Raw genomic sequence first — 26386 nt, forward strand, 5'->3', positions numbered from 1 at the left:
CCACGCTATCGCCGCTGACGACGTCTCCTCGCGGTCAATCCATATATCCGAGCTCTTCGAGTCGCTTCTGTACGTCCTCGCTCACGTCGTCGGCCTCCGGGACGCCCTCGGTCGTCTCGCGCAGCAGGTGCGGCGGAATCTCCGACCGGAACGAGGCACAGCGGTCGGGGTGGTCGGCCGCGACGTTCTCGCGCTCTTTCGGGTCGGCACGGAGGTCGTACAGTTCGTCTTCCTCGCCGTCGACCGCGATGTACTTCCAGCCGTCCTCGCGGACGCCGACGACGGGGCCGGCGTCGCTGAACGATCCGGTCGAGACGACCCGCCGGGGACCGCCCTCGAAGAGGTCGGTTCCGCGGAACGCGCTCGGCGGTTCGACGCCGTGGTTTCGCGCTACCGTGGGCGCGAGGTCGAGGAGTTCGCGCTGGTCGTCGACGACCCCGCCGTCGCCGCGGTCGGACTTCACCACGAGCGGGACGTGCGTCAGTTCGTCGTAGGGGCGGTTCCGGTGGTAGTAGTTCCCGTGGTCGGCGAACTCCTCGCCGTGGTCGGCGGTGAGGATGATATCCGTCTCGTCGTAGCGGCCGAGCGACTGCAACCCGTCGAGGAAGCGGTCGATGTGGTCGGACGTGTACCGGATATCCGAGTCGTAGAGGTCGACGATTCGCCGACGCTCCGCTTCGGTCACGTCTTCGGGGTGGATTCCCGCCTTGGACATGAGACGGCGAATCTCCGACTCGTCGGCGGGCTCGGCGTACGCCGGGTCCTCGAGGTCGATGCCGTAGGGGCGGTGTGGGTCCATGTAGTGGACCCACAGGAAGAAATCGCCGTCGACGCCGTCGAGCCACTCCAGGGCCCGGTCGGTCGTCTTCTCGGCGTTCTCGTACACCGTCTGCTCCATGATGAGCGACGCCGGGAAGACGGCCTCCTGAATCCGTTCGGCGAGGGGACGTATCCCGAGCGACTCGACCGTCGGACGGACGAGGTCCATCGTCCGCCGAAACAGCCTGTGGGCCGCCGACGGCGACCCCGAGTCCTCGGAGTCCATGATGCCGAAGTCGTCGAAGTGGTCGAAGTCGGCCGGGCGGGGGACGCGGCTCGCGAAATAGGTGTTCGAATGGATGCCGGCGGTCGATACCTCGTCGGGGAGCGGAGAGGCGATGTTTGGCCCGTCGCGGGCGTGTTCGTCCCCGCGGTACCGGGAGGTGAGAAGCGACGGCACCGAGATTCCCGTGTTGGTACCGTTGGCGAAGGCGGCGGTGAACAGCGTCGAGTCGTCGTCGAGCAGGCGGTCGAGGACCGGAAGCGTGTCCCGCTGGTAGCCGTACTGGCCGACGTGGCCGGCCCGGAGCGCGTCGACGGTGATCAACACGGTGTTCATTGCTTCGGTGGTGTGGCAGGTGCGTTCAAATATCTGTTGCTCAGCGGTCGGCACACTCGAAGGTGCTATAACCTCCGGCGAAGAATCGCCGACAACCCGAAATGAGAAACGTCGTCCTCATCTGTCTCGACACCGTCCGGAAGGACTACTTCGACCGGTTCGCCGAGCGGTTGCGCGAGCGGGCCGACGCCTCTTTCGACCAGTGTCGGGCTGCGAGTGGCTGGAGCGTTCCGAGCCACGCGAGCATGATGACCGGGAAACTACCGCACCAACACGGGATTCACGTGTACAACCGGGATTTCTCAGGGCTCCGTCGGGAAGACACGTTTCTCGCTGACCTCCCGGACCACCGGGCGTTCGGGTCGAGCGCGAACGTCTACGCCAGCGACGCGTTCGGCTTCGACCTGCTTTTCGACGACTTCACCAGCGTCTCGCCCGACCGGCGGTTCCCCGACGGCATCGACGCCGAAAAGTTCGGACAGGAGTGTGAGGAGACGGGGCTCGCCCGCTACCTCGCCTTCCTGAAAGCCTCGCTCGCCAGCGACCATCCGGTCCAGAGCCTCGCCAACGGCGCGCTCGTCGAGTTCGACCGACAGTTCGCCGAGCTCCCCGTGCCGAAGCCGCTCGACGACGGGGCGAACATCGTCTCGCGCGAGGCGGTGAAGCTCGTCCGCGAACACGGCGACGCGGACCCGTTTTTCATGTTCACGAACTTCATGGACGCCCACGGTCCGCTCACCCACGTCCGCGGCTACGACTCAGACCTCCACGACGCGCCGTACTCGTGGACGACGGGCGAGTACAGCACCCACGAGGTCAACGTCTCCGGCGAACTCGAAGAGAACTGGGAGCACATCGAACACACCCGCGGGCTCTACGGCGCGGCCATCGACTACCTCGACCGCAAGGTGTGTTCGTTCATCGACCGCGTGCAGGACGAGACGGACCGAGAGACGACGTTCGTCATCACCGCCGACCACGGCGAGAACCTCGCGTTCGAGGCCGACGGCGGCCTCCTCGCCCACAAGGGCGTCCTCACGGAGGGGCTGCTCCACGTCCCGCTTCTCGTCGTCAACGCGCCCGAGGGATACGACGACAGCGAGACCGGCTACTTCTCGCACGTCGACCTCGGTCGCTTGCTCGTCGGACTCGCGCGCGGGGAGACGCCCGACGTGTTCGAAGCGCGTATCGCCGCCGAGCGAATCGGCTCCAACATGGCCGCCGACGCGTCCGAGGCGGAGCGCCGCGAGTGGGACCGCATGATCCGCGTCGTCTACGACGGGGCCGACAAGTACGAGTGGGATTCCAACGGGACTCGGCTTCGCCACCGACTCGACCCGGACCGACCGAACTGGCAGGAACTCGCGGCGGAGGACGTCGATATCGGCGACCTCGACGAGGCGTTCTTCGACGCTCCGCTCGACGAGTACAAGCGCGAGGCCGTCACCGCGAGCACCGACCACGACGTGGACCAGACGACGAAGTCGCGCCTGAGCGACCTCGGCTACATCTGAACAGCTGACGCGCCGGTCGGCGACCGTTTCCTCCCGATTTCGGGCGGTTTCGGCGGTGATTTCGGTCCCGAAGAACCTTTCTATGGCCGCCGCATCAGCCACCTGTACCGACGTATGAGAAATGTCGTCCTTATCTGTCTCGATACTGTCCGAAAGGACTTCTTCGATTCCTTCTCCTCGCGGCTCCAGGAGCGGGCGGACATCATCTACGACCAGTGCCGAACCGCCAGCACCTGGAGCGCCCCGAGCCACGCGAGCATGTTCACGGGGACGCTCCCCCACGAACACGGCGTCCACGCCTACCACCGCGACTTCTCGGGTATCGGTCGCGACGACACGTTTCTCGCCGAGCTTCCGGACCACCGCGCGCTCGGCGTGAGCGCCAACGTCTGGGCCGGGTCGTCGTTCGGGTTCGACGGCTTCTTCGACGAGTTCTCCAACATCTCTCCCGACCGACGTTTCCCCGAGGGCATCGACGTGGCCCGGTTCGGCCAGTCCTGCGAGAAGACCGGCCTCGGGAAACAACTCGAGTTCCTCAGGCGCGCGCTCGAACACGAACAGCCGGTTCAGAGCCTCCTCAACGGCGCGGCCGTCCAAGTTGACAACATGCTGGCGACCGCGCCGGTGCCGAAGCCGATGGACGACGGCGCGAAGACGCTCATCGGGCAGGCAAACCGCCTCGTCGGCGCGTCCGACGAGCCGTTTTTCCTCTTTACGAACTTCATGGACGCCCACGGTCCCCTGCGGCACATCCTCGGCTACGACGGGAGTCTCCACGACGCGCCGAACTCGTGGAGCTCCGAGCGCCTCGACTGGTCGCGAATCGTCGCCGAGGGCGACGAGACCGAGATGACGCGCTACCGCGACCTCTACGGCGCGGCCATCGACTACCTCGACCGCAAAGTGTGTTCGTTCATCGACGAGGTGCGGGCGGCGACAGACGAGGAGACGACGTTCGTCGTCACCTCCGACCACGGCGACAACCTCGCGTTCGAGGCCGACGGCGGCCTGTGGGGTCACACCGAAAGCAGCCTCAACGAAGCGCTGACGCACGTCCCACTCGTGGTCGTGAACGCGCCCGGTGAGGGCACCGACGTCGTCGACGGCTACGTTTCGCACCTTCGGCTCGGCGACCTCCTCGTCGGCCTCGCCCGTGGGGAGCGCCCCGACGTGACCGACGCGCGGATTCCCGTCGAGCGAATCGGTCACAGCGGCAAACAGCACAAGCTCGCCGAACAGGCGCGGGACACGAACCGGATGCTCCGCGCCGTCTACGACGGCGACCGCAAGTTCGTCTGGGCGGACGACGGGAGTCGAGAGACCTACCGTCTCGACGCCGACCGCCCGTGCTGGCAGGCCGAGACCGACGAACCGTTCGACGCCGAGTCGCTCGACGACTCGTTCTTCGAGATGCCCGTCGCCGACTACGCGGAGCGCGCTCGGTCCGCCGAAGACGAACTCGGCGTCGACGGCGCGACGGCGGACCGACTCCGCGAACTCGGCTATCTCTGACCCAGCCGTGACAGACCACTCCCTCGCACGCCGGTCGTTCAGCCTCCCATGAAAAAGACAGACAGCCTCTCCATCGGCCGCGAGGCGTTCCTCTCCCTGTTCTCGAAGGTCCTCACCGCCGGTACCGGCTTCGCCGGCGTCGTCATCTTCGCGAACCTCCTCGGCGACGTCGGCTGGGGAAAGTACCGGACCGTCCTCGCCGCCGCATTCGTCCTCACGCAGGTTCCGAGCGGTATCGGCGCGGCGGTCAAAAAGCGGGTGAGCGAGGTCGGCGTCGAGCCCGGCTCCTTTTTCGGGACGGCGCTCCTCGCGCACCTCGCGTTCTCGCTCGTCGTCGCCGGTGCGTACGTACTCCTCGAGCCCTACGCCGTCGACTACTTCGGAACCCGCGAACTGGCCGTCGGCGTGGTGCTCGTGGTGGTGTCGCTCGGACTGTTCAACATCGCGAACAAGCTCTACGCCGGCACGGGTCACCCGGCGGTCTCCTCGTGGGTCGACGGCATCCGGAGCCTCCTGACCATCGCGCTCCAGCTGCTCTTTTACTGGCTCGGCTTCGAGGCGTTCGGGCTCGTTCTCGGCCTGGCCATCGCGACGGTCGGAACGGCCGTCCTCGCCGCAGTCCTCTCGCGCGTTCTCCCCGCGCGCCCGACGAAACGGGTCGCAGAGCGAATCTACGACTTCGCCCGGTGGAGCGTCCCGACCTCGATGCTGTCGAATTTCTACTCCAGCGCCGACGTGCTCATCATCCAGGCGTTCGTCGGCCCGGCCTCGGTCGCGTACTACTCGGTCTCGATTCAGCTCGCCCAGCCCGGGGCGATGTTCGCGACGACCATCGGAAACGTGCTGAACGTCAAGTCGAGCGGCGTCGACTCCGTCGGCGGCGACGTGCGGTTCGACCTGATTAACTCCATCTCCTACGCGGGGCTCATCGCGATTCCGGTCTTCTTCGGCGCGGCCGCGATGCCGAAGGAGTTGGTGACGACGCTGTTCGGTAGCGATTTCGCCAACACGCCGGTGCTCGTGGTCGTCGGGATGACCCTGTTCCAGATCGGCAATGCCTACCGCCACCCCTTCGAGGCCGTCTTACAGGGCACCGACCGCCCGGAGCTCGTCTTCCGGGTGAACAGCTTCATCGTCCTCCTGCACCTTCCGGCCGCGGTCGCGCTCGGGAGCGTCTACGGGCTCGTCGGCGTCGTCGCCAGCACGGTCGCCGCGGAGGTCGTTCGACACGCCGTCTTCCAGTACGTCGCCCACCGCGAGTTCGGCGGCGTCGTGTTCACGCGTCCGATGCTCGAACAGACAGTCGCCGGCGCGGTCATGTTTGCCCTCGTCTGGTCGGTCCTCGAATACGCCGTCTCGATTACCGGGTGGGTCTCGCTGCTGCTCGTCGTCGGGTTCGGTGCCGTCGCCTACTTCGCGGCGCTCCTCGGACTGAGCAGCCACTTCCGCGAGACGGTCAGAAACACGGTCCCCGGGCTCTCGGGCGAGTAAGCGAGCGACGCCGGCGTCGGGGGCCGCCGCATCAACCCAGTCCGACCCGACCCGACCCGGTTCGGTTCTCAGTGCGCCGCGTTCCACCCGCCGCGACAGACCGTGTCGTAGACCGCGGTCGTCCGCTCGACCACGGACTCCCACGTCGGAAGCGGTTCCGCCGGCGCGTCGAGGTCGACCGCGCGCTCGATGCCCGAAACGAGGGCCGCGGGGTCGACGCCGACGCAGTCGTCGCGGTCCGCCCAGTCGACGAGCGCTCCCGCGTTGCGGACGACGCACGGGGTGCCCGCGGCGAGCGCCTCGGCGACCGTCATCCCGTAGGCCTCGAACTCCGACATCGTCACGAACGCCGCCGCGCCGGCGTACAGCCCCGGTAGGTCCTCGTCGTCGACGAAACCGAGGAAGTGAACGCGGTCTTCGACGCCGACCTCGCGGGCGAGTCGCTTCAGCTCCGACCCGTAGTCGCCGGAGCCGGCGACCGCGAGGTCGTAGTCGAGGCCGGGGAGGGCTCGAATCACGTGCTGAACGCCTTTGTACTCCGCTAACCGACCGACAGAAAGCAGGTAGTCGTGGTCCGCCCACTCGGGGTCGGGCGACGCCTCGGCGAACCGCGACACGTCGAGACCGTTCGGAATCACCGTCGCCTCGACGCCGAAGTCGGCTTCGAGCTGCCGGCGCTCCCAGTCGCTGACGGCGATGCGGGCGTCGGCGCGGCGGAGCGCCCACCCGCCCGGGACTCGGTAGACGGACAGCAGTTTGTCTCGCAGGTCGGAGGCGCTCCCGCCGTGGTAGTGCGGGGTGGCGACAAACGGCGTCTCCGCGCCGGTGCCGAGCGCCGCGAACAGGAGTGGAAGCGAGTGGTAGTTGTGTGCGTGGACGAGGTCGGCGCCGCGGGCGAGGCGGCGCACGGTCGCCAGTATCTCCGGGGCGACGTGGAACGCGCCGCCGGGGGCGACGCCGGGGTGTCGAATCACGCGGACGCCGTCTCGGTACTCCGCCGAGCGGGTGAGTCCCTCGGCGTCGGCGGTCAGGACCGTCACGTCGTGTCCCACCGCTGCGAGCCGGGTCGCGAGCTCGGCGACGTGTGCCTCGACGCCGCCGGTGTGCGGAGGATACCGCGTCGTGACGTAGAGGACGTTCATTCGAAGTACTCCCTCGACTCGCGGTCGAGTTCCCACGTGCCGTCGCCCTCGTCGCGGAGGAGTTCGACCGCGGCGACGAGCAGCGACACCTGCGAGTCGAAGACGGCGTACAGCGGCTGGAGCGGACCGAGGCGTTCGGACTGCCCCGCCCACGCGAAGGCGGCGACGACACCCGGCACGGCGAGGCCGAGCGGCCCCGCGAGGAGGACGCCGGCGGCGGTCGCCAGCGCGACGGTCGCCGCGAGCAGCCACGGCGAGACGACCATGAACCACCAGTTGAACGGGAGGACGACGGTCCCGTAGAACCCGTAGCGGCCGAGCATGTCTCGGTTCTGGACGAGGAGTTTGAGCAGGCCCATCGCCCGGCGGTCCTTGCGCTGTCGGCGCTTCGAGAACTCGGAGACGCCGGACTCGGTGAACGCCATCGCGGGGTCCATCACGACGCGCTTGCCGGCCCGGCGGATGCGGAGCGCGAGTTCGGTGTCGTCGGCGAGGGAGTCGTCGGAGATCGGGACGAAGTCCTCGGCGCGGAACGCGAAGCAGGGGCCGTGGAAGATGAACGTCGAGTCGAGGTGGGATTCGAGGCCCTGAATCTTCGTGAGGATGCCGCGGTAGTCCGATTCGACCTCGCTGTCGCCGAGGACTTCGGACTGTTGGCCCGTCACCGCGCCGATAGTCGGGTCCGAGAGGTTCGCCGCTGCCTGCCGGAGCACGTCCGGGGCGAGCTTCGAGTCGGCGTCGGTTCGGAAGAGCAGTTCGTTGCTCGCCGCCGCGAACGCCTCGTTGAGGGCGGGTGCGACCCCCCGACGCTCGTCGTCGTGGAGGAGCGTCAGTTCGGGGGCGTCGCGTCCGGCGAAGAAGTCGCGGACGACAGCGGGCGTGTCGTCGTCGCTCGCGTCGGCGACGACCACCTCGACCTTCTCCATCGGGTAGTCGAGCGCGAGGATGTCTTCGAGCTTCGCCTCGATGATGCTCGCCTCGTTGTAGGTCGGGAGGACGATGCTCACGGTCGGCTCGTCAGGGGACTTCCGGGCGGGCGACCCCGAAGTGTCGACGACCCGGAGCAACGCGAGGTAGACGAGGTAGGGGACCCCCGTCAGAGAGAGGAGTCCGAACGTCGCGGCGAGGAGGCGACGGAGGCGTGCGCGCATGAAATGTGGTTTTCCCACCAAGAATAAAAGTGCTGTAGGTTGCTCTCGCCCCGCGGATTCGCGGGGACACATCCAGAAGTCCTTTTATACTGTCCGCTGGATGTCCCGCTGATGGACTACGCGGACGTTTGCGTCCTCGTCCCGACCTACAACGAGGCGGAGACTATCGCCGAGGTCGTCGCCAGCTACCGAGACGAGGGGTTCCACAACGTCCTCGTCATCGACGGCGACTCCACGGACGGGACGCGGGAACTCGCCGAGGAGGCCGGCGCGCACGTCGTCGTACAGCGCGGGAGCGGGAAGGGACAGGCGGTCAGGGAGGCGGTCGAAGAGCACATCGAGGCGACGTACGTCCTGATGCTCGACGGCGACGGCACCTACGAGGCGGGCGACGCGGCGAAGATGCTCGACCCGCTCACCGAGGGGTACGACCACGTCATCGGCGACCGCTTCGCCGACATGCGACCCGGCGCGATGACGCGGCTCAACAAGGTCGGAAACCGCATCATCAATCGAGCGTTCGCGTTCATCCACGGCCAGGACTTCCGCGACATCCTCAGCGGCTACCGGGCGTTCACCCGCGAGTCGTTCCTCGATATGACGCTCACCTCCGACGGCTTCGGCATCGAGACGGAGATGGCCGTCGAGTGCGCGAAACGCGGCATCGAGACGACGGTCGTCCCCACGACCTACTACCCGCGACCGAACGGCTCGGACACGAACCTCAACCCGGTCCGCGACGGCGGTATCATCTTCCTCGAACTGTACCGCCGCGCCAAGACCAACAACCCGCTTTTCTACTTCGGCAGCGTCGGGCTCACGTCGACCGCGACGGGGGTCGGCCTCGCCGGCTACGTCGCCTACGAGTGGTTCATCCGCTCTATCTCCCACGAGGTCATCGCCGTCGTCTCCGCGGCGGGCATCCTCTTCGGCGTGCAACTACTGATGTTCGGCGTGCTCTCGGACCTCATCCTCTCGTTACACCGCGAGCAGATGAAACGAATCGAAGAACTGGAGTGAGCGTCGGCGTCGGCTCGCGCCGGGGCGTCGGAACCGGGTGAATCGACCGAGACCGCCTTCAGAACGGGACGAGCGAACGGAGCCGCCCCATCAGACTCTTCGACGCCTTGGCGCGGAACTCCTCGAACACGGGGTGGAGCGTCTCCAAGAGGTCGCGGCGGGAGTCGAACCGGTCTTTCGGCGCGGCGGCGAGGGCGTCGCTTATCGCGACCGTGTTGCCCGCGGCGTCTATCGGCACGGCGACGTCGTCGAGCGCCCGCGCAATCGCTCTCGCGTCTGCCGGGTAGTCGATGTCTGCGGCGTCGACGTCGGCGGCGAGCGCGGCAATACCGAATTCGATTGAGTCCGGCTCTGACGTATCGTTTTGGGGCGGTCTCGCGGCCATCGAACGTGTATAGGATGTCCCGCATGGAAAAACCCCCGACCTTCGGTGATACTGCCAGTGAGCGCCGAAAAACCGCGACGGACGTTTGGTTCGCGACCCACCGTTGGGGTTAACCCCGCCCGGCGCGACGTTCGAGCCATGACGGAGTACACGACGGTCTCCATCCCGAAGGAGTTGGCCGCTCGCGTCGACGACACGCTCGAAGGAACCACGTTCTCGAGCACGAGCGACCTCGTCCGGTTCCTCCTGCGCAGCATCGTCATCCAACACGAGCGCTCCGGCGGCGACCTCTCTGAGTCGGAGTTTCAGGAGATAGCGGAACAGCTGACCGACCTCGGCTATCTGCGGTAGTCTGCCGAGGCGAGCGGCCGCCACCCGCGAGGTGGCAGCGCCGGCCGGCCGAACGGGGTCGGCTCAGTCGAGTTCTTCCTGCGGCGGTTCGGCGTCGTGCACGACGAGTTTCAACTTCCGCCCGGCGCGGTCGAAGGCGGCCAGCGTCCGCCGCTCCCACGGGGGAACGGCGAGGAGCACCACGGCCGCGAGGTCGTCGCGCTCCGTGAGTTCGAACGGTCCCTGCGGGTGGGTGAGAAAGCGGGCGCGGCCGCGGCCGGCCGGCGTCCCGAGGTCCATCCCGAAGACGGCGCTCACGGACTGGCCGGCCTCGGCCATGTAGAAGTGGGTGAGCACCGGCGTCTCCGGGTCGAGGCCGAGGTCGTCGTCGTCGAATTCGCCGGCGGCCGTCGGCGCGAGAACGAGGTTCACCGACGTCGGCTCGGCCTCCTCGGCCATATCGAGCAGCACGTCGACGAGCCCTCGCGTGACGTGGACTCGCTGTCGCTCCGACTCGTCGACCGCTCCATCGGTCGTGCGGTCAGGCTCAGTCTCGGTGCCGGGCGTGCTCTCGTTGCCGACGGCGGTTGTGTCGTCTGACATCAGTTCGAGAGCATCGAGGTGAACGCCTGGAAGTAGGCGCTCGGGAGGTTTCGTCGGGCGTTGCCGAGTGCGGTCCGGAGTTTGTCGCCCGCGTTCACGGGCACGCCCGCGCCGTGGCCGACGAGCAGCCGCTCGGGGTCGTACCGGGAGAGCACGCGCCGCGGCGGGAACGGCCGGAGCATCGGATGGACGCCGAGGTGCTCGCCGCGGGCGCAGAAGTAGCCGACCGTGCCGAGCGTCTCGGGGACGACGAGCAGGTCGTACCCGTCGTGATAGAAGCCGACCTCCTGCCACGGCGGGACGGAGCGGTCGACGAGACGGAACGCCTCGAAGCCGGAGTCGGCGAGGTCGGCCCCGAAGCGTTCGACGGTCGCGTCGAGTTCGTCGGCGACGCCGGTCATCCACGAGGCGACGTAGACCGGCACTTCGTGGCGGTTGGCGATGGCCGCCGAGTCGCGTTTGTGTCGGTCGAGTCCGACCACGACGCCGGCCACGTCACCGAACTCGGCGAACAGGTCGTCGACGCCGGGGGCATCGACGGGGTCGAACAGCCACACGTCGCCGTCGACTTCGACGGCGTGACTGGCCCGCTGCATCGTCTCGTCGGGGTACGCGAGCCATCCGACGCCGTGGTCCCATCGGTCGATTTCGCGGAGGTCGGAAGTGCCGCGACCTTTCATCGGCATGCCAGTATCGTGGGGCGCGCGGCGCATAAGGACTCTCCCCGCGGCCGATGCGCCCGGTTCTGGTCGGTTCGTTCCGTTCGTCGGGACCGCGGAGACCGCGAAGCGGGCCGCCCGGTCAGAGGTCGTCCGTGTTGATGTCCACGCCCGGCGGAGAGACGACGAGGAACTTCCGGAAGTGCATCAGCTGGCCGCCCATATCCTTGATATCACGTGCGAAGCCCGACGCGAGCTTGTTGAGGTCGCCCTCGATGGCGAGAAAGAGGACGTTTCCGCGGGCGACGGACTGGACCCACTCGTCGGGCGGGGTCGACCCGTCGAGGACGCCGAGGACCACGTCACCCTCGGCGTCGTCCTCGTCGAGGTGTTCTTCGGCCGTCTGCAAGTTGAGATTGAAATCGCCCATACCCGCTCGGTTGTCGAGCGACGAGAAAAGGGTTCGGTCGAGCCGCGAACGGCTCTGACGGCACAAACGCGTCCATTGGTATCACGTTTCACACGACAGTCGCAGTTTGCTCCACGTTTGTCCAGTCGAGAGCGCGCGCACCGGGTGCTAAATTTTGTTTCTAAATTCTATTTAGTTATATTATCGCTCAGGAGCCGTCGAACGCCGAGCGGACATATCAAGTCAACATATGTCATGATATCGTATAAGGACGTTTAGGTACAGCGATTAGCCCCGAGAGTAGTTGTCACGCAACACCCGCTGAACGTTCGTGATACTGTCGGGGAGAAACGTTTAAATAGGAGTTCGGGCACGTCACTGACACGATGTCTCACAACGACACGGAGGATTCGTCGGGTTCCCCGGCGGGTCGAGTTCTTCCAGGGCACATTAGCCCAACAATCTGAAATCGAAGACGTACGAATCTTCGACACGACACTCCGCGACGGCGAACAGTCACCGCGAACCTCGTTCAGTTACGAGGAAAAGCGCGACATCGCCGAAACCCTCGACGACATGGGTACCCACGTCATCGAGGCCGGGTTCCCGGTGAACTCGGAAGCGGAGTTCGAAGCAGTCGCAGATATCGCTGCTTCGACGGACGCGACGACGTGCGGGTTGGCCCGCGTCGTCGACAAGGATATCGAAGCCGCGCTGGATTCCGGCGTGGACATGGTGCACACGTTCGTGAGCACCAGCGACGTCCAGTTGGCCGACTCGATGCACGCTTCCCGCGAGGAAGCCGTCGAGCGGGCCGTCCGCAGTGTCGAACACGTCCGCGACGCGGGCGTTGAAGTAATGTTCTCGCCGATGGACGCCACCCGGACGGACGAGGACTTCCTCATCGAAGTCGTCGAGGCCGTCTCCGAGGCGGGCGTCGATTGGATCAACCTGCCGGACACCTGCGGCGTGGCGACGCCGACTCGCTTCGCCCGCATGGTGGCGACGGTCAGAGAGCACACCGACGCGAGAATCGACGTGCACGCGCACGACGACTTCGGACTGGCGTCGGCGAACGCGATGGCCGGCTTCGAAGCCGGCGCCGCACAGGCGCAGGTGTCGGTCAACGGCATCGGCGAGCGCGCCGGAAACGCCGCCTACGAGGAGGTCGTCATGGCCGCCGAATCCCTCTACGGCGTCGACACCGGCATCGACACGACGAAGATAACCGAGCTGGCTCGCGTCGTCGAGGCGGCGTCCGACATCCCGGTCCCGGCGAACAAGCCGGTCGTCGGCCGCAACGCCTTCTCCCACGAGAGCGGCATCCACGCCGCCGGCGTCATCGAGAACGCCGACACCTTCGAACCGGGCGTCATGACCCCGGAGATGGTCGGCGCGACCCGCGAGTTCGTACTCGGCAAGCACACGGGGACGCACTCGGTACGCAAGCGCCTCGCAGATATCGGGTTCGAGCCCTCGGACGCCGAGGTCCGGGAGGTCACCCGCCGCGTCAAAGACCACGGCGCGGAGAAAGAACGCGTCGACGACGCGACGCTCGAGGTGTTCGCCCGCGACGTGGGTATCACCCACGAGGACGACACGGAGGAGGAGGTCCGCGCCTGATGGCGCCGGGCTGTGGCCCTACGGGGCGACCGCCCTGCTCGCGTCCGACCTCCCGCGCGGCGTGCAATCGTTGCCCGCCGCGAAAGCATTATTACGGCCGGGACGGACGTGTGGCATACGATGACCTCGCACGACGAACACGCGGTTCGCGCGACCCCGGAAGCCGGGGCCAGCGCCGCCGCCGTCGGTGCGATTCGGTCGCTCATTATTGTAGGGGCATAGCCCCCTACCACACCATCTCTCCGTCCCGCGTATTCGCACCGTTTTCAGACACGTCCGCAGTCCCCACAATGGCGCACCAGCACCACACGCAGTCACCAGACAGCCCGTATCGACGACCGACCACACACCACGGAGCCCACACATGAGCGAACGAACCGCAGCCACGACCGACCCCGACGCGACCGACGGGGCAGACGATTCGACCGAGACGCCGACCGAGATTACCTCGGGTTCGACGTCAGTCGTCCGCGCCCTCGAAAACGCCGGCGTCGAGACCGCCTTCGGCGTGCAGGGCGGGGCGATAATGCCCATCTACGACGCGTTGTACCACTCTGACATCCGTCACGTGACGATGGCCCACGAGCAGGGCGCGGCGCACGCGGCCGACGCGTACGGCGTCGTTCGCGGCGACCCCGGCGTCTGCCTCGCCACGTCCGGTCCGGGCGCGACGAACCTCGTGACCGGCATCGCCGACGCGAACATGGACTCCGACGCGGTGCTCGCGCTCACGGGGCAGGTCCCGTCCGACATGGTCGGCTCCGACGCGTTCCAGGAGACCGACACCACGGGCGTCACCGCGCCCATCACGAAGCACAATTACTTCGCCTCGTCGCCCGACACCGTCGGCGACACCGTCGGCGAAGCGTTCGCGCTCGCCGCGGAGGGCCGACCCGGCCCGACGCTCGTCGACCTCCCGAAGGACGTCTCGCTCAACGAGACCGACCGCGAGCCCGGTCCGGCGCAGGCACCCGAGACGTGCCGCGCCCGCACCGACCCGGCCGACTCGCAGGTCGAGGCCGCCGCGCGCGCAATCGAGCGCGCGGAGAAGCCCCTCTTGCTGTTCGGTGGCGGCGTCGTCAAGGCCGACGCGACCGAGGTCGCTCGGCGGTTCGCGACCGAACACCGGATTCCGGTCGTCACCACGATGCCCGGAATCGGCGCGATGCCGGAGGACCACGAACTCTGCCTCTCGTGGGCGGGGATGCACGGCACCGGCTACGCCAACATGGCCATCACGCACACCGACTGCCTCATCGCGGTCGGCACGCGGTTCGACGACCGCCTGACCGGCGGTATCGACACGTTCGCGCCCGAGGCCGAAATCGTCCACATCGACATCGACCCGGCGGAAATCTCGAAGAACGTCCACGCGGACTACCCGGTCGTCGGCGACGCCGGTCGCGCCATCGAGCGCGTCGACGCCGAACTGGGCGAGAGCCCCGACGCGCGCGAGTGGGTCGAACAGTGTCTCACCTGGAAGGAGGAGTACCCGATGGACTACGCGGCCCCGGACAACGAGCCGCTGAAGCCGCAGTTCGTCGTCGAGGCGCTCGACGAGGCCACCCCCGACGAGACCATCGTCACGAGCGGCGTCGGTCAACACCAGATGTGGGCCGCCCAGTACTGGACGTTCACCGAGCCGCGGCGGTGGGTTTCGTCCCACGGCCTCGGCACGATGGGCTACGGCCTGCCCGCCGCAATCGGCGCGCGGGTCGCGGCCGACGACGACGAGACGGTCGTCTGCGTCGACGGCGACGCCTCGTTCCTGATGACGATTCAGGAGCTGTCGGTCGCCGTCCGCGAGAACCTCGACATCACCGTCGCCATCCTGAACAACGAGTACATCGGGATGGTTCGCCAGTGGCAGGACGCCTTCTTCGAGGGGCGACGCATGGCCGCCGGCTACGACTGGTGTCCCCAGTTCGACAAGCTCGCCGAGGCGTTCGGCGCGCGCGGCTGGACCGTCGACTCCTACGAGGAGGTCCCCGGCGCCATCGAGGAAGCGCTCGCGTACGACGGCCCCTCGGTCATCGACTTCCACGTCGACCCGGCGGAGAACGTCTACCCGATGGTCTCCTCGGGCGGCGCGAACGGCAAATTCGCACTCTCGGAGGACCAGTTATGAGCGACAATCGGACAGGACTGCAAGGCCCCGCGCCCGACGAGCGGCCACACCCCGACGGCCGACGCAACGCACAGGGCATCCGAATCGACCCCGAAGCGGAATCGGAACACGAACCGCGGCGAACGGTCTTTTCGGCCATCGTCGAGGACGAACCCGGCGTGCTCTCGCGCGTCGCCGGCCTCGCCGCCCGCCGCCAGTTCAACATCGAGAGCCTCACCGTGGGCCCGACGACCGTCGACGGCCACTCCCGAATCACGATGGTCGTCGAGGAGCCCGAACCGGGCATCGACCAGATAGAAAAACAGCTCGCGAAGCTCAAACCCGTCATCTCAGTCGGCGAACTGGACGACGACGCCGTCCGCGCGGAACTCGTCCTCCTGAAGGTCCGCGGAGAGGACCCCGACAAGGTCCACGCCATCACGGAGATGTACGACGGCCGCACCCTCGACGCCGGCCCCGAGACCATCACGGTCCAACTCTCCGGCGACGAGCGCAAGATAGACGACGCCGTGGACGCGTTCCGGCGGTTCGGCATCATCGAAATCGCCCGGACCGGCCAGACCGCGCTCGCCCACGGCTCGAAGAAGACCGTCCCCGGAGAGGAACCCGGAACCTCCGGCGAACCCACCAAACCAAACACGAACACGAAATGACAGAACTCACCACGGAAGTTTACTACGACGACGACGCCGACCGCTCCCAAATCGACGACAAGACCGTAGCCGTCATCGGCTACGGCAGCCAGGGCCACGCCCACGCGCAGAACCTCGCCGACAGCGGGGTCGACGTGGTCGTCGGCCTCCGCGCCAACTCCTCGTCCCGCGCCGCCGCGGAAGCCGACGGCCTCCGCGTCAAAGAGCCCGCCGAGGCGGCCGCCGAGGGCGACATCGTCTCGATTCTCGTCCCCGACACCGTCCAGCCGGCGGTGTTCGAGCAGATTCGAGGCTCCCTCGAGGCCGGCGACACGCTCCAGTTCGCCCACGGCTTCAACATCCACTACAACCAGATTCGGCCCCCGGAGAACGTCGACGTGACGATGGTCGCGCCGAAGTCGCCGGGCCACCTCGTCCGCCGTAACTACGAGGCGAACGAGGGGACGCCGGGTCTCATCGCCGTCTACCAGGACGTAACGGGCGACGCCAAGGAGGAGGCGCTGGCCTACGCCCACGGCCTCGGCTGCACCCGCGCGGGCGTCATCGAGACGACGTTCCAGGAGGAGACCGAGACCGACCTGTTCGGCGAGCAGGCCGTCCTCTGCGGCGGCGTCACCTCGCTGGTCAAGCAGGGCTACGAGACGCTCGTCGACGCGGGCTACTCCCCCGAGATGGCCTACTTCGAGTGCCTGAACGAACTGAAGCTCATCGTCGACCTGATGTACGAAGGCGGGCTCGGCGAGATGTGGGACTCGGTCTCTGACACGGCCGAGTTCGGCGGCCTGACCCGCGGCGACCGCGTCGTCGACGAGCACGCCCGCGAGAACATGGAAGAGATTCTGGAGGAGGTCCAAGACGGCACCTTCGCCCGCGAGTGGATTCTGGAGAATCAGGCGGGCCGGCCGTCGTACTCCCAGCTGAAGGACGCAGAGGAGAACCACCACATCGAACAGGTCGGCGCGCCGCTGCGCGACCTGTTCGCGTGGGCCGACGACGAAGAAGAAGCGGACGCGGAGAAAGCCGAAGCACCGGCGGACGACTGAACACGACACCAATGACACGCGACGACACGACCGACCGAATGCGAGACATCAGCCACACGAACCCCTATACGGGCGAGACGTTCACCACGGTCTACGAGCGCGGCCCGGCCGTCACCGACGGCGGCCAGAGCGATGCGACGCCCGCGGCGGCGGACACGGACGCGACCGAGACCGAGACGATGGGCGACGTGGACCACACGCCCCGCAACGGCGAGGGCGCGAACCAGGTCTGGGAACGCGGCCACGACGACCGCGTCGTACCGGGTGACGGACATGAGTGAGGGAACGCTGTACGACAAGGTCTGGGAGGAACACACGGTCTCGGAGCTACCGACCGGCCAGACGCAGCTGTTCTGCGGCCTGCACCTCATCCACGAGGTGACGAGCCCGCAGGCGTTCGGCATGCTGCAGGAGCGCGACCTCGAAGTCGCCTACCCGAACCGGACGCACGCGACGGTCGACCACATCGTCCCCACGTCGGACCAGTCGCGGCCGTTCCGCGACGACGCCGCGGAGGAGATGATGGCCGAGCTCGAACAGAACGTCCGCGACGCGGGCATCAACTTCTCGGACCCGACCTCGGGCGAACAGGGTATCGTCCACGTCATCGGGCCCGAGAAGGGACTCACCCAACCCGGCATGACTATCGTCTGCGGCGACAGCCACACCTCGACCCACGGGGCGTTCGGCGCGCTCGCGTTCGGTATCGGCACGAGCCAGATTCGCGACGTGCTGGCGACCCAGACGGTCGCGATGGAGAAAAAGAAGGTCCGGAAGATAGAGGTCACGGGCGAACTCGGCCCCGGCGTCGAGGCCAAGGACGTCATCCTCGAAATCATCCGTCGCCTCGGGACCGAAGGCGGCGTCGGCTACGTCTACGAGTACGCCGGCGAGGCCATCGAGAACCTCGACATGGAGGGTCGGATGAGCATCTGTAACATGTCCATCGAGGGCGGCGCTCGCGCGGGCTACGTCAACCCCGACGAGACCACCTACGACTGGCTGAAAGAGACCGAGTACTTCCAGGAGAACCCCGAGCGGTTCGACGAACTCAAGCCGTACTGGGAGTCCATCCGCTCCGACGAGGACGCCGAGTACGACGACGTCGTCACCATCGACGGCTCCGAACTCGAACCCGTCGTCACGTGGGGGACCACGCCCGGACAGGGCGTCGGCATCACCCAGCCCATTCCGGCCCCCGAGGACCTGCCCGAGGAGAAGCAGGACACCGCCCGGATGGCGCAGGAACACATGGGCGTCACACCCGGCGAGACGATGGAGGGCTACGAAATCGACGTGGCGTTCCTCGGCTCGTGTACCAACGCCCGAATGCCCGACCTCCGCCGCGCGGCGGGAGTCGTCGAGGGGCGACAGGTCGCCGACGGCGTCCGCGCGATGGTCGTCCCCGGCAGTCAGCGCGTCAAGGCCGCCGCGGAGGCGGAGGGCCTCGACGAGATATTCAAGGAAGCCGGCTTCGAGTGGCGCGAGGCGGGCTGTTCGATGTGTCTCGGCATGAACGAGGACCAGTTGGAGGGCGACGAGGCCTCCGCGTCCTCGTCGAACCGCAACTTCATCGGTCGGCAGGGGTCGAAAGACGGCCGCACCGTCCTGATGAACCCGCGAATGGTCGCCGCCGCGGCCGTCACCGGGCACGTGACTGACGTGCGCGAACTGAAGGAGGTGAGCGTCGCATGACCGACGAGATTCCCGAAATCGACTCGGCGTCCGGCTCCGGCGTTCCCATCCGCGGCAACGACATCGACACGGACCAGATAATTCCGGCGCGGTTCATGAAGGTCGTCACGTTCGACGGCCTCGGCGAGTTCGCGTTCTTCGACCAGCGCTACGACGAGAACGACGAACCCAAAGACCACCCGATGAACGAGCCGCAGTTCCAGGACGCCGCCATCATGGTCGTCAACGCCAACTTCGGCTGTGGCTCTTCCCGGGAGCACGCCCCGCAGGCGCTCATGCGCTGGGGCATCGACGCCATCATCGGCGAGTCGTTCGCCGAGATTTTCGCGGGCAACTGCCTCGCGCTCGGTATCCCGACGGTCACCGCCGACCACGACACCATCACCGAACTGCAGGACTGGGTCGACGAGCACCCGGACGCAGACATCGACGTGGACGTGGAAAACGAGACGGTCACCTACGGCGAGAAGACCGTGGACGTGACCGTCGACGACGCACAACGGAAGGCGCTCACCGAGGGCGTCTGGGACACGACGGCGCTCATGAAGTCGAACGCCGACGCGGTCGCCGAGAAAGCCGCTTCCCTGCCCTACGTCGATGACTGAGGAAATCGTCGTCATCCCCGGCGACGGCATCGGCGCGGAGGTCATCCCGGCGGCTGTTGACGTGCTGAAGGCCGTCGGCGACTTCGAGTTCGTCGAGGCCGACGCGGGCGACCACGTGAAGGAAGCCACGGGCGAGGCGCTCCCGCAGGAGACCTACGACCTCGCGGCCGAGGCCGACGCGACGCTGTTCGGCGCGGCCGGCGAGACCGCGGCGGACGTCATCCTCCCGCTTCGGACCGCGGTGGACTCGTTCGTCAACGTCCGCCCGGCGAAGGCCTACCCCGGCGTCGACGCGCTCCGCCCGGAGACGGACCTCGTCTTCCTCCGGGAGAACACCGAGGGCGTCTACGCCGGTCACGAAGACCGCCTCTCCGAGGACCTCTCGACGCTCACGCGCGTCGTCACCACCTCGGCGTCCGAGCGACTCGCCGAGTACGCCTGCGACTACGTCGGCGGCGAGGGTGGCAGTTTCCAGGTCGCCCACAAGGCGAACGTGATGCGCGAGACGGACGGTCGCTTCCGCGACGCCGTCGTCTCCGTCGCCGACGACCGCGGCGTCGAGACCGAGGAAGTCCTGATGGACGCCTTCGCGACGCGCGTCTGTCTCGACCCCACGCAGTTCGACACCATCGTCTGTCCGAACCTCGCGGGCGACGTGCTGTCCGACCTCGCCGCCGGCCTCGTCGGCGGTCTCGGACTGCTCCCCTCGGCGAACATCGGCCCGGACGCCGCGCTGTTCGAACCGGTCCACGGCTCCGCGCCCGACATCGCCGGCGAGGGTATCGCCAACCCGGCCGCGACGATTCTGTCCGCGGCGATGCTGCTCGACTACCTCGACTACGAGGAGGAAGCCGACCGCGTCCGGTCGGCCGTCGAAGGCGTCCTCGCCGACGGGCCGCGCACGCCCGACCTCGGCGGCGACGCCTCCACGGAGGACGTGACCGCCGCGATTCTCGACCGACTCTGAGCGTCGGCGACCCACCGAATCGGCGGTTCGACGTTCGTTTCGAGCGTTCTCGTTTTCGTTTTTGATCGTTTTCTCACCGGCGAGCACACCGTGTTCGTTCTTGTGTGAGATTTGGCTGTTTCGAACAGATACGGGCGGAATCCAACATAAACAATTAACACTACTCCCCGACCTATCTTCCACCTAACGAGGAATCGCTACCGATGTTACCAGCAGAGCGCAAACGCCGCATCGTCGAACTCGTCTCCGACTCGGACGGCCGGTCGGTCGAGTCGCTGTCCGACCACCTCGGCTATTCGAAGGCGACGATACGACGTGACCTGCGCGAACTCGAAGACCGTGGGCTCATCGAGCGGTCGCACGGCGGAGCCGTCCCCGTGACCTCCGTCGGGCGCGAGCAGACCTACGGCCAGAAGGAAGTACAGAATCTCGAAGGGAAACGCGCGATCGCGGACCGCGCGGTCGAAGAACTGGCCGAGGGACAGGTCGTGTTCTTCGACGCGGGGACGACCACGATGGAGGTGGCCCGGAAGGTCCCCAAGGACGGGACGACACTCGGCGTCACCAACTCGCCGCGACTCGCCATCGAACTGAACGAGGAGGACAACGAGGTCAAACTCACCGGCGGGACGCTCCGGCGGCGGACGAAGGCGCTCGTGGGGCCGACCGCGGAGTCGTTCATGGAGCGGACGAACTTCGACCTGCTGTTCCTCGGCACGAACGGGCTGGACGTGGACTCCGGCCTCACGACCCCGAACGAGGACGAGGCGCGGATGAAGGAGCTGATGGTCGAGAAGGCCGCGAAGGTCGTTCTCGTCGCGGACCTCTCGAAGCTCGGCCGACGGAGCTTCGTCCAGTTCGCATCGCTCGAAGACATCGACCTGTTTATCACCGACGGAACGCTCGACGCCGACTCTCGCGAGGAGATAGAGAACGCGGGCGTCACCGTCGTCGACGGAGTTGCACGATGATTCTCACAGTCACCCCGAACCCAGCAGTAGACCACACGATTCACTTCGACGAACCGCTTCAGCCCGGCGTCGTCCACCGGACCGACGACGCGGTGTTCACCGCGGGCGGCAAGGGCATCAACGTCGCCAAGTACGTCTCGGCGCTCGACGCCGACGCGACCGCCTCGGGCTTTCTCGGCGGCCACTTCGGGAAGTTCGTCCGCGACCGACTCGACGCCGACGGCATCGCCTCGGACTTCGTCACCGTCGACGCGGACACGCGCCTGAACACGACCGTGCTCGCGGAAGACGGCGAGTACAAACTCAATCACAACGGCCCGCAGATTCGTGCAGCCGACGTGGACGAACTCGTCGAAACCGCGCAGGCGAACGAGCCCGACACGCTCCTCGTCGGCGGCAGTCTCCCGCCGGGGATGTCCCTCGCCGACGTCGATAGACTCGCCCGCGCGGGCGACTGGCAGATTGCGGTGGACATGGGCGGCGAGTACCTCGCCGAACTGGACGCCGACTACTACGTCTGCAAACCCAATCGTTCCGAACTCGCGACGGCGACGGGTCGAACGGTCGAGACCGAAGCCGACGCCATCGCGGCCGCCGAGGAGCTTCACGCGCGCGGGTTCGAGTACGTGCTGGCCTCGCTCGGCGCGGACGGCGCGCTCCTCGTCACCGACAGCGAGGTCCTCTCTGCGCCCGCGCTCGACGTTGAGGTCGTCGATACGGTCGGCGCGGGCGACGCCGTCATGTCCGGCTTCCTCGCCGCGCGCGAACACGGGCTTTCGGACGCCGACGCCCTCCGAATGGGCGTTCTGACCGCGTCCCGCGTCGTCGGCGTCGCGGGCACCCGCGTCCCGCACCTCGAAGACGTGCTGACGAACGAGACGCACGTCGAGGTGACGACGGTTCGGAGCCGGTGATTCTCAGATGAACGTTTGTTAACGACTGAAACGCTCAGTAACGTTCATATTCGAAAGGGTTTTTGAGCACATTTGCGTATGTTCTTTCGTAGGGGTGGCAACACTATGGCAAACGACGCAGAAGACGCGGTTCGGTCCTACCTCACTTCGGTGAAGGAGGACCTCATGACTGGGGTATCGTTCATGATTCCGTTCGTGACTATCGGCGGAATCTTCCTGGCGCTGGGCTACGCCGTAGCCTCGCTTTCGAACAACGTACAAGACGTATTCAACAGCACGGGGACCGCCGGCTGGTTCCTCGCGCAGATCGGCGTCGCTGGGCTGACGCTGATGGTTCCGGTGCTCGGCGCGTACATCGCGTACGCCATCGCCGACCGTCCGGGCCTCGCACCGGGCTTCATCCTGTCGTACATCATCCAGCAGGGCAACGTCCTGCAGGCGGCCGGTGACGTCATCGGTCTCCAGGGTGGCTCCGCCGGCGCGGGCTACCTCGGCGCTATCGTCGCCGGGTTCCTCGCCGGCATCGTCGCGCGCTGGTTCAAGCAGCGCGACGTGCCCGAGTTCATCGCACCGATGATGCCCGTGCTCCTCATCCCGGTCGCGACGACCGCGGTGCTCACGCCCATCATGCTGTTCGTGCTGGGCGTCCCGATTTCCATCGCGAACGCGGGACTCACGAACTTCCTGAGCAACATGCAGGGCGGCGGACAGGCGATTCTCCTCGGGGGCATCCTCGGGGCGATGATGGCGGCCGACATGGGCGGCCCCATCAACAAGGTCGCCTACGTGTTCTCCGTCGGCCTCATCTCCGAGGGCGTCACCGCGCCGATGGCCGCGGTCATGATCGCGGGTATGGTCCCGCCGATCGGCCTCGCGCTGTCGAACTTCATCGCGCCGCAGAAGTACGCGGCCGAGATGTACGAGAACGCCAAGAGCGGCGTGCTCCTCGGCTTCTCCTTTATCACTGAGGGCGCGATTCCGTACGCGGCGGCCGACCCGGCCCGCGTCATCCCGAGCGTCGTCGCCGGCAGCGCCGTCGCCGGCGCGGCCTCGATGGCGCTCGGCGTGAACATGCCGGCTCCGCACGGCGGAATCTTCGTGGTTCCGCTGTCGAACCAGCCGTTCATGTTCATCGCGTGCATCCTGCTGGGCTCCATCGTCACCGCGGTCATCGCGACGGCCATCAAGCCGAACTTCGACGCCAAGGTGGCCGCCCAGAGCTCCGACGACTGACCACACCGAACTAATCTTTCCAGACCCGAACGAAGTACAATACAATGGACGTCACTGACATCAGCACCATCACACCGCTCGAACTGATATCGCTCGAAGAGCCGCCGGCGACGAAGGAGGGAGCCATCGAGTTCCTCCTCGACCTCGCGGTCGACGCCGGCCGCGTCGACGACCGAGACGCCGCGCTCGACGCCCTCCTCGAACGCGAGGAAGAGGCGACGACCGGCGTGGGCTTCGGCATCGGCATCCCGCACGCGAAGACCGACGCCGTCTCGAAGCCGACGGTCGCCTTCGCGCGCTCGACCGAGGGCATCGACTTCGACGCCATGGACGACAAGCCGGCGAAGCTCCTCTTTATGATTCTCGTCCCCGCGGCGGGCGGCGAGGACCACCTGCAGATTCTGAGCGCCCTCTCGCGGTCGCTCATGCACGAGGACGTGCGCGAGAAGCTCCTCGAAGCCGAGAGCAAGCAGACCGTCCAGGACGTGCTCGCCGAGGTGGTCGAGTGATGGAGCGGACCGTCACGGTCGTCCCCGAAGACGGGCTCCACGCCCGCCCGGCCTCGCAGTTCGTCGAGACCGCGAACTCCTTCGACGCCGACGTACAGCTCGGCCGCGCCGACGAGGACGACCTCGTCCCCGCCGCCAGCATGCTCGCGGTCACCGGTCTCGGCGTCGGACACGGCGAGTCGGTCCGACTCGTCGCCGAGGGTGACGACGCGGAAGCGGCACTCGACGCCCTAGAGGACATCCTTTCGACGCCCGAAGCCAAACAGTAAGCCATGACCGAACGAACCCTCTCCGGCATCGGCGTGACACCGCTTTCGGGCGTCGGCACCGTCGTCTGGTACCGACCGGACGCCGACCTCCCGGAGCCCCCGGCCCCGGAAGACGTGGACGGAGACGCCGAACTGGCGCGCTTCGAGGACGCCCGCGCGGCCGCCGAAGACGAACTCGAAGCCGAGCGCGAGCGGACCGCCGAGCGCGTCGGCGAGGAGGAGGCCGCGGTGTTCGACGCGCACGTCCAGTTCCTCAACGACCCGCAGATAACCGACGGCGTCACCGACGCCATCGAGGGCGGACTCCCGGCCGAACACGCCGTTCAGGAGACGTTCTCCGAGTTCGTCGAGCAGTTCGAGAACATGGGCGGTCGCATGGGCGAGCGCGCCGACGACCTCCGCGACGTGCGCGACCGGCTCGTGCGCGTCCTCTCGGACGGCGAGCGGGTCGACCTCTCGTCGCTGCCGGAGGGGAGCGTCGTCGTCGCCGAGCGCCTCACGCCGAGCGACACCGCACAGCTCGACCCCGAGCGCGTCGCCGGCTTCGTCACGGTGACGGGCGGCCGCACCTCCCACGCGGCCATCTTCGCGCGCTCGCTCGCCCTGCCGGCCATCGTCGGCGTGGGCGAGGAACTCCAGTCCGTCGAGGACGGCACCGAAGTCGTCGTCGACGGCGAGTCGGGCGACCTCGTGGTCGACCCGACCGACGAGCGCAAGGAGGCCGCCGCGGCCGCCGCCGAGGTGGACATCCGACACGAGTCGGTCGAGACCGCCGACGGCGTCGACATCGAGGTCGCGGCCAACATCGGCACGCTGGCGGACCTCGGGCCGGCCGTCGACCGCGGGGCCGACGGCGTCGGCCTGTTCCGCACCGAGTTCCTCTTCCTCGACCGCGAGTCGCCGCCGGACGAAGACGAGCAGTACGAGGCGTACGTCGAGGCGCTCGAATCGTTCGACGGCGGCCGCGTCGTCGTTCGGACGCTCGACATCGGCGGCGACAAGCCGGTCCCGTACCTCGACCTGCCGGACGAGGAGAACCCGTTCCTCGGCGAGCGCGGCATCCGGCGGTCGCTCGGCCCGGACGCGGACCTCTTCGAGACGCAGGTGCGCGCGCTCCTGCGCGCGGCGGCCAGCGCCGACGGGGCGAACCTGTCGGTGATGCTCCCGCTCGTCTCGACGGTCGAGGAGCTTCGCGCCGGCCGAGAGCGGTTCGAGTCGGTCGCGGCCGACCTCGACTCCGAGGGCGTCGAAAACGAACTGCCCGAGTTCGGCATCATGGTCGAGACGCCCGCCGCGGCGTTCATGGCCGACCGGTTCGCGCCGCACGTCGACTTCTTCAGCATCGGGACGAACGACCTCGCGCAGTACGTGATGGCCGCAGAGCGCGGCAACGAGCGCGTTTCTGACCTCGGTGACTACCGTCAGCCGGCGGTCCTCCGCGCCATCGACGCCACCGTCTCGGCGACCGAGGGCGAGGACTGCTGGGTCGGCATGTGCGGCGAGATGGCCGGCGACCCGGACCTCACCGAACTGCTCGTCGGGCTCGGCCTCGACGAACTGAGCATGAGCGCCGTGACGGTGCCGCAGGTCAAGGCGGCCGTCGCGGAGACCGACACCGCGGACGCCCGCGAACTCGCGGAGCGCGTCCTGCAGGCCGACACCAAGGCTGAAGTCGCGGAAATCCTTACACTAGACCAATGAAACTCGTCGCAGTCACATCCTGTCCGACCGGAATCGCACACAGCCAGATGGCGGCCGAGAACCTCCTGCAGGCCGGCGAGCGCCTCGGCCACGACATCGACGTCGAGGTCCAGGGCGCGATGGGCACGCAGGACGAACTGTCCTCGGACGCCATCGCCGAGGCCGACGCGGTCATCATCACCTCGGACACGTCGGTCAGCCGCGACCGCTTCGACGGCAAACTCGTCGTCAAGGGGACGGTCAAAGACGGCGTCAACAACGCCGAGGCCGTCGTGAAGAAGGCGGTCGAACTCGCCGAGGCCGGCAAGACCGGTTCGGTCACGTTCGGAAGCGGCGACGACGGCGAGGACGCCGACGCCGACGCCGGCACCGACGGCTCGTCCGGCGACGCCGCGGAATCGGACGAACCCGTGCGCCGCGGCGGCGACCCCGAAAAGGGGCTGTTCGCCCGGCTGAAGAAGCTGTTCTCGTAACGCCGCCG

Annotated in this window: 27 protein-coding genes; 20 read left to right on the forward strand and 7 right to left on the reverse strand. The window is 67.4% G+C overall.

Features of this window, described 5'->3' with window-relative positions; genetic code table 11:
- Nucleotides 1-34 precede the first annotated feature (34 nt).
- Nucleotides 35-1378: a sulfatase gene (locus DEQ92_RS01055; protein ID WP_050459077.1), complete on the reverse strand. Its 1344-nt coding sequence runs from the start codon at nucleotides 1376-1378 to the stop codon at nucleotides 35-37.
- Nucleotides 1379-1479: 101 nt separating this feature from the next.
- Here DEQ92_RS01055 and DEQ92_RS01060 point away from each other — a divergent pair, with 101 nt between their 5' ends.
- From DEQ92_RS01060 to DEQ92_RS01070, 3 genes are all read left to right on the forward strand, one after another.
- The gene (locus DEQ92_RS01060) at nucleotides 1480-2892 is read left to right on the forward strand and encodes a sulfatase-like hydrolase/transferase (protein ID WP_004976955.1); all 1413 of its coding nucleotides are present in this window, start codon (nucleotides 1480-1482) and stop codon (nucleotides 2890-2892) included.
- Nucleotides 2893-3006: 114 nt separating this feature from the next.
- Nucleotides 3007-4404 (forward strand): sulfatase-like hydrolase/transferase, encoded by a 1398-nt coding sequence (locus DEQ92_RS01065; RefSeq protein WP_004976958.1) that lies wholly within the window; start codon nucleotides 3007-3009, stop codon nucleotides 4402-4404.
- Nucleotides 4405-4452: 48 nt separating this feature from the next.
- Nucleotides 4453-5895: a lipopolysaccharide biosynthesis protein gene (locus DEQ92_RS01070; protein ID WP_004976960.1), complete on the forward strand. Its 1443-nt coding sequence runs from the start codon at nucleotides 4453-4455 to the stop codon at nucleotides 5893-5895.
- A 68-nt stretch (nucleotides 5896-5963) separates the two neighbouring features.
- Here the strand turns inward: DEQ92_RS01070 and DEQ92_RS01075 are convergent, their stop codons facing one another.
- Nucleotides 5964-7037, reverse strand: a complete 1074-nt coding sequence (locus DEQ92_RS01075; protein ID WP_004976962.1) for a glycosyltransferase family 4 protein — start codon at nucleotides 7035-7037, stop codon at nucleotides 5964-5966.
- Nucleotides 7034-8188, reverse strand: coding sequence for a glycosyltransferase (locus DEQ92_RS01080; protein ID WP_115820317.1), 1155 nt, complete (start codon nucleotides 8186-8188; stop codon nucleotides 7034-7036). The genes DEQ92_RS01075 and DEQ92_RS01080 overlap by 4 nt, the downstream gene beginning before the upstream one ends.
- 111 nt (nucleotides 8189-8299) lie before the next feature.
- On the opposite strand from DEQ92_RS01080, the gene aglJ reads away from it, so the two are divergent.
- A complete protein-coding gene (aglJ, locus tag DEQ92_RS01085) occupies nucleotides 8300-9208 on the forward strand; it encodes an S-layer glycoprotein N-glycosyltransferase AglJ (RefSeq protein WP_050459074.1) in 909 nt (302 codons plus the stop codon).
- Nucleotides 9209-9266: 58 nt separating this feature from the next.
- Here the strand turns inward: aglJ and DEQ92_RS01090 are convergent, their stop codons facing one another.
- The gene (locus DEQ92_RS01090; RefSeq protein WP_004976971.1) at nucleotides 9267-9593 is read right to left on the reverse strand and encodes a hypothetical protein; all 327 of its coding nucleotides are present in this window, start codon (nucleotides 9591-9593) and stop codon (nucleotides 9267-9269) included.
- Between the two features lie 138 nt (nucleotides 9594-9731).
- Here DEQ92_RS01090 and DEQ92_RS01095 point away from each other — a divergent pair, with 138 nt between their 5' ends.
- Complete coding sequence (locus DEQ92_RS01095; RefSeq protein WP_004976972.1) at nucleotides 9732-9944, forward strand: ribbon-helix-helix domain-containing protein; 213 nt, start codon at nucleotides 9732-9734, stop codon at nucleotides 9942-9944.
- A gap of 63 nt (nucleotides 9945-10007) precedes the next feature.
- Here DEQ92_RS01095 and DEQ92_RS01100 read toward each other — a convergent pair whose 3' ends face one another.
- The 3 genes from DEQ92_RS01100 to DEQ92_RS01110 form a co-directional block, all read right to left on the reverse strand.
- On the reverse strand, nucleotides 10008-10526 hold the full coding sequence (locus tag DEQ92_RS01100) for a hypothetical protein (protein WP_115804848.1): 519 nt from the start codon (nucleotides 10524-10526) through the stop codon (nucleotides 10008-10010).
- Nucleotides 10526-11212, reverse strand: a complete 687-nt coding sequence (locus DEQ92_RS01105) for a hypothetical protein (protein WP_115804847.1) — start codon at nucleotides 11210-11212, stop codon at nucleotides 10526-10528. The genes DEQ92_RS01100 and DEQ92_RS01105 overlap by 1 nt, the downstream gene beginning before the upstream one ends.
- Before the next feature lie 115 nt (nucleotides 11213-11327).
- The gene (locus DEQ92_RS01110; protein WP_004976976.1) at nucleotides 11328-11615 is read right to left on the reverse strand and encodes a DUF5779 family protein; all 288 of its coding nucleotides are present in this window, start codon (nucleotides 11613-11615) and stop codon (nucleotides 11328-11330) included.
- Nucleotides 11616-11972: 357 nt separating this feature from the next.
- On the opposite strand from DEQ92_RS01110, the gene DEQ92_RS01115 reads away from it, so the two are divergent.
- The 15 genes from DEQ92_RS01115 to ptfB all read left to right on the forward strand — a co-directional run bounded on the left by DEQ92_RS01115 (nucleotide 11973) and on the right by ptfB (nucleotide 26378).
- Nucleotides 11973-13217, forward strand: coding sequence for a LeuA family protein (locus tag DEQ92_RS01115; protein ID WP_231608308.1), 1245 nt, complete (start codon nucleotides 11973-11975; stop codon nucleotides 13215-13217).
- A gap of 364 nt (nucleotides 13218-13581) precedes the next feature.
- A complete protein-coding gene (gene ilvB, locus DEQ92_RS01120; protein WP_115804846.1) occupies nucleotides 13582-15345 on the forward strand; it encodes a biosynthetic-type acetolactate synthase large subunit in 1764 nt (587 codons plus the stop codon).
- Nucleotides 15342-15998, forward strand: coding sequence for an acetolactate synthase small subunit (ilvN, locus tag DEQ92_RS01125; protein WP_004976979.1), 657 nt, complete (start codon nucleotides 15342-15344; stop codon nucleotides 15996-15998). Before ilvB ends, ilvN begins: the two co-directional genes overlap by 4 nt.
- Nucleotides 15995-17041, forward strand: coding sequence for a ketol-acid reductoisomerase (gene ilvC, locus DEQ92_RS01130; RefSeq protein WP_004976982.1), 1047 nt, complete (start codon nucleotides 15995-15997; stop codon nucleotides 17039-17041). The genes ilvN and ilvC overlap by 4 nt, the downstream gene beginning before the upstream one ends.
- 11 nt (nucleotides 17042-17052) lie before the next feature.
- Nucleotides 17053-17322: a hypothetical protein gene (locus tag DEQ92_RS01135; protein WP_050459069.1), complete on the forward strand. Its 270-nt coding sequence runs from the start codon at nucleotides 17053-17055 to the stop codon at nucleotides 17320-17322.
- The gene (gene leuC, locus DEQ92_RS01140; protein WP_004976987.1) at nucleotides 17315-18736 is read left to right on the forward strand and encodes a 3-isopropylmalate dehydratase large subunit; all 1422 of its coding nucleotides are present in this window, start codon (nucleotides 17315-17317) and stop codon (nucleotides 18734-18736) included. Before DEQ92_RS01135 ends, leuC begins: the two co-directional genes overlap by 8 nt.
- On the forward strand, nucleotides 18733-19341 hold the full coding sequence (gene leuD, locus DEQ92_RS01145; protein ID WP_004976990.1) for a 3-isopropylmalate dehydratase small subunit: 609 nt from the start codon (nucleotides 18733-18735) through the stop codon (nucleotides 19339-19341). Before leuC ends, leuD begins: the two co-directional genes overlap by 4 nt.
- Nucleotides 19334-20308, forward strand: coding sequence for a 3-isopropylmalate dehydrogenase (gene leuB, locus DEQ92_RS01150; RefSeq protein WP_004976994.1), 975 nt, complete (start codon nucleotides 19334-19336; stop codon nucleotides 20306-20308). The genes leuD and leuB overlap by 8 nt, the downstream gene beginning before the upstream one ends.
- Before the next feature lie 203 nt (nucleotides 20309-20511).
- Nucleotides 20512-21279: an HTH-type transcriptional regulator GlpR gene (gene glpR, locus DEQ92_RS01155; RefSeq protein ID WP_004976998.1), complete on the forward strand. Its 768-nt coding sequence runs from the start codon at nucleotides 20512-20514 to the stop codon at nucleotides 21277-21279.
- A complete protein-coding gene (gene pfkB, locus DEQ92_RS01160; RefSeq protein ID WP_004977000.1) occupies nucleotides 21276-22193 on the forward strand; it encodes a 1-phosphofructokinase in 918 nt (305 codons plus the stop codon). The genes glpR and pfkB overlap by 4 nt, the downstream gene beginning before the upstream one ends.
- 105 nt (nucleotides 22194-22298) lie before the next feature.
- A complete protein-coding gene (gene ptfC, locus DEQ92_RS01165) occupies nucleotides 22299-23426 on the forward strand; it encodes a fructose PTS transporter subunit IIC (protein ID WP_004977002.1) in 1128 nt (375 codons plus the stop codon).
- 44 nt (nucleotides 23427-23470) lie between these two features.
- Nucleotides 23471-23935: a fructose PTS transporter subunit IIA gene (ptfA, locus tag DEQ92_RS01170; protein WP_004970773.1), complete on the forward strand. Its 465-nt coding sequence runs from the start codon at nucleotides 23471-23473 to the stop codon at nucleotides 23933-23935.
- Nucleotides 23935-24204 carry a phosphocarrier protein HPr gene (gene ptsH1, locus DEQ92_RS01175; protein WP_004977004.1) on the forward strand — a complete coding sequence of 90 codons (270 nt, stop codon included), beginning with the start codon at nucleotides 23935-23937 and terminating at the stop codon, nucleotides 24202-24204. Before ptfA ends, ptsH1 begins: the two co-directional genes overlap by 1 nt.
- A gap of 3 nt (nucleotides 24205-24207) precedes the next feature.
- Complete coding sequence (gene ptsP / locus DEQ92_RS01180) at nucleotides 24208-25905, forward strand: phosphoenolpyruvate--protein phosphotransferase (protein WP_004977008.1); 1698 nt, start codon at nucleotides 24208-24210, stop codon at nucleotides 25903-25905.
- Nucleotides 25902-26378, forward strand: coding sequence for a fructose PTS transporter subunit IIB (gene ptfB, locus DEQ92_RS01185; protein ID WP_049905204.1), 477 nt, complete (start codon nucleotides 25902-25904; stop codon nucleotides 26376-26378). The genes ptsP and ptfB overlap by 4 nt, the downstream gene beginning before the upstream one ends.
- The last annotated feature ends 8 nt before the right edge of the window (nucleotides 26379-26386 follow it).

The organism is Haloferax sp. Atlit-6N, from assembly GCF_003383195.1.
In the GTDB taxonomy this organism is placed as follows: domain Archaea; phylum Halobacteriota; class Halobacteria; order Halobacteriales; family Haloferacaceae; genus Haloferax; species Haloferax gibbonsii.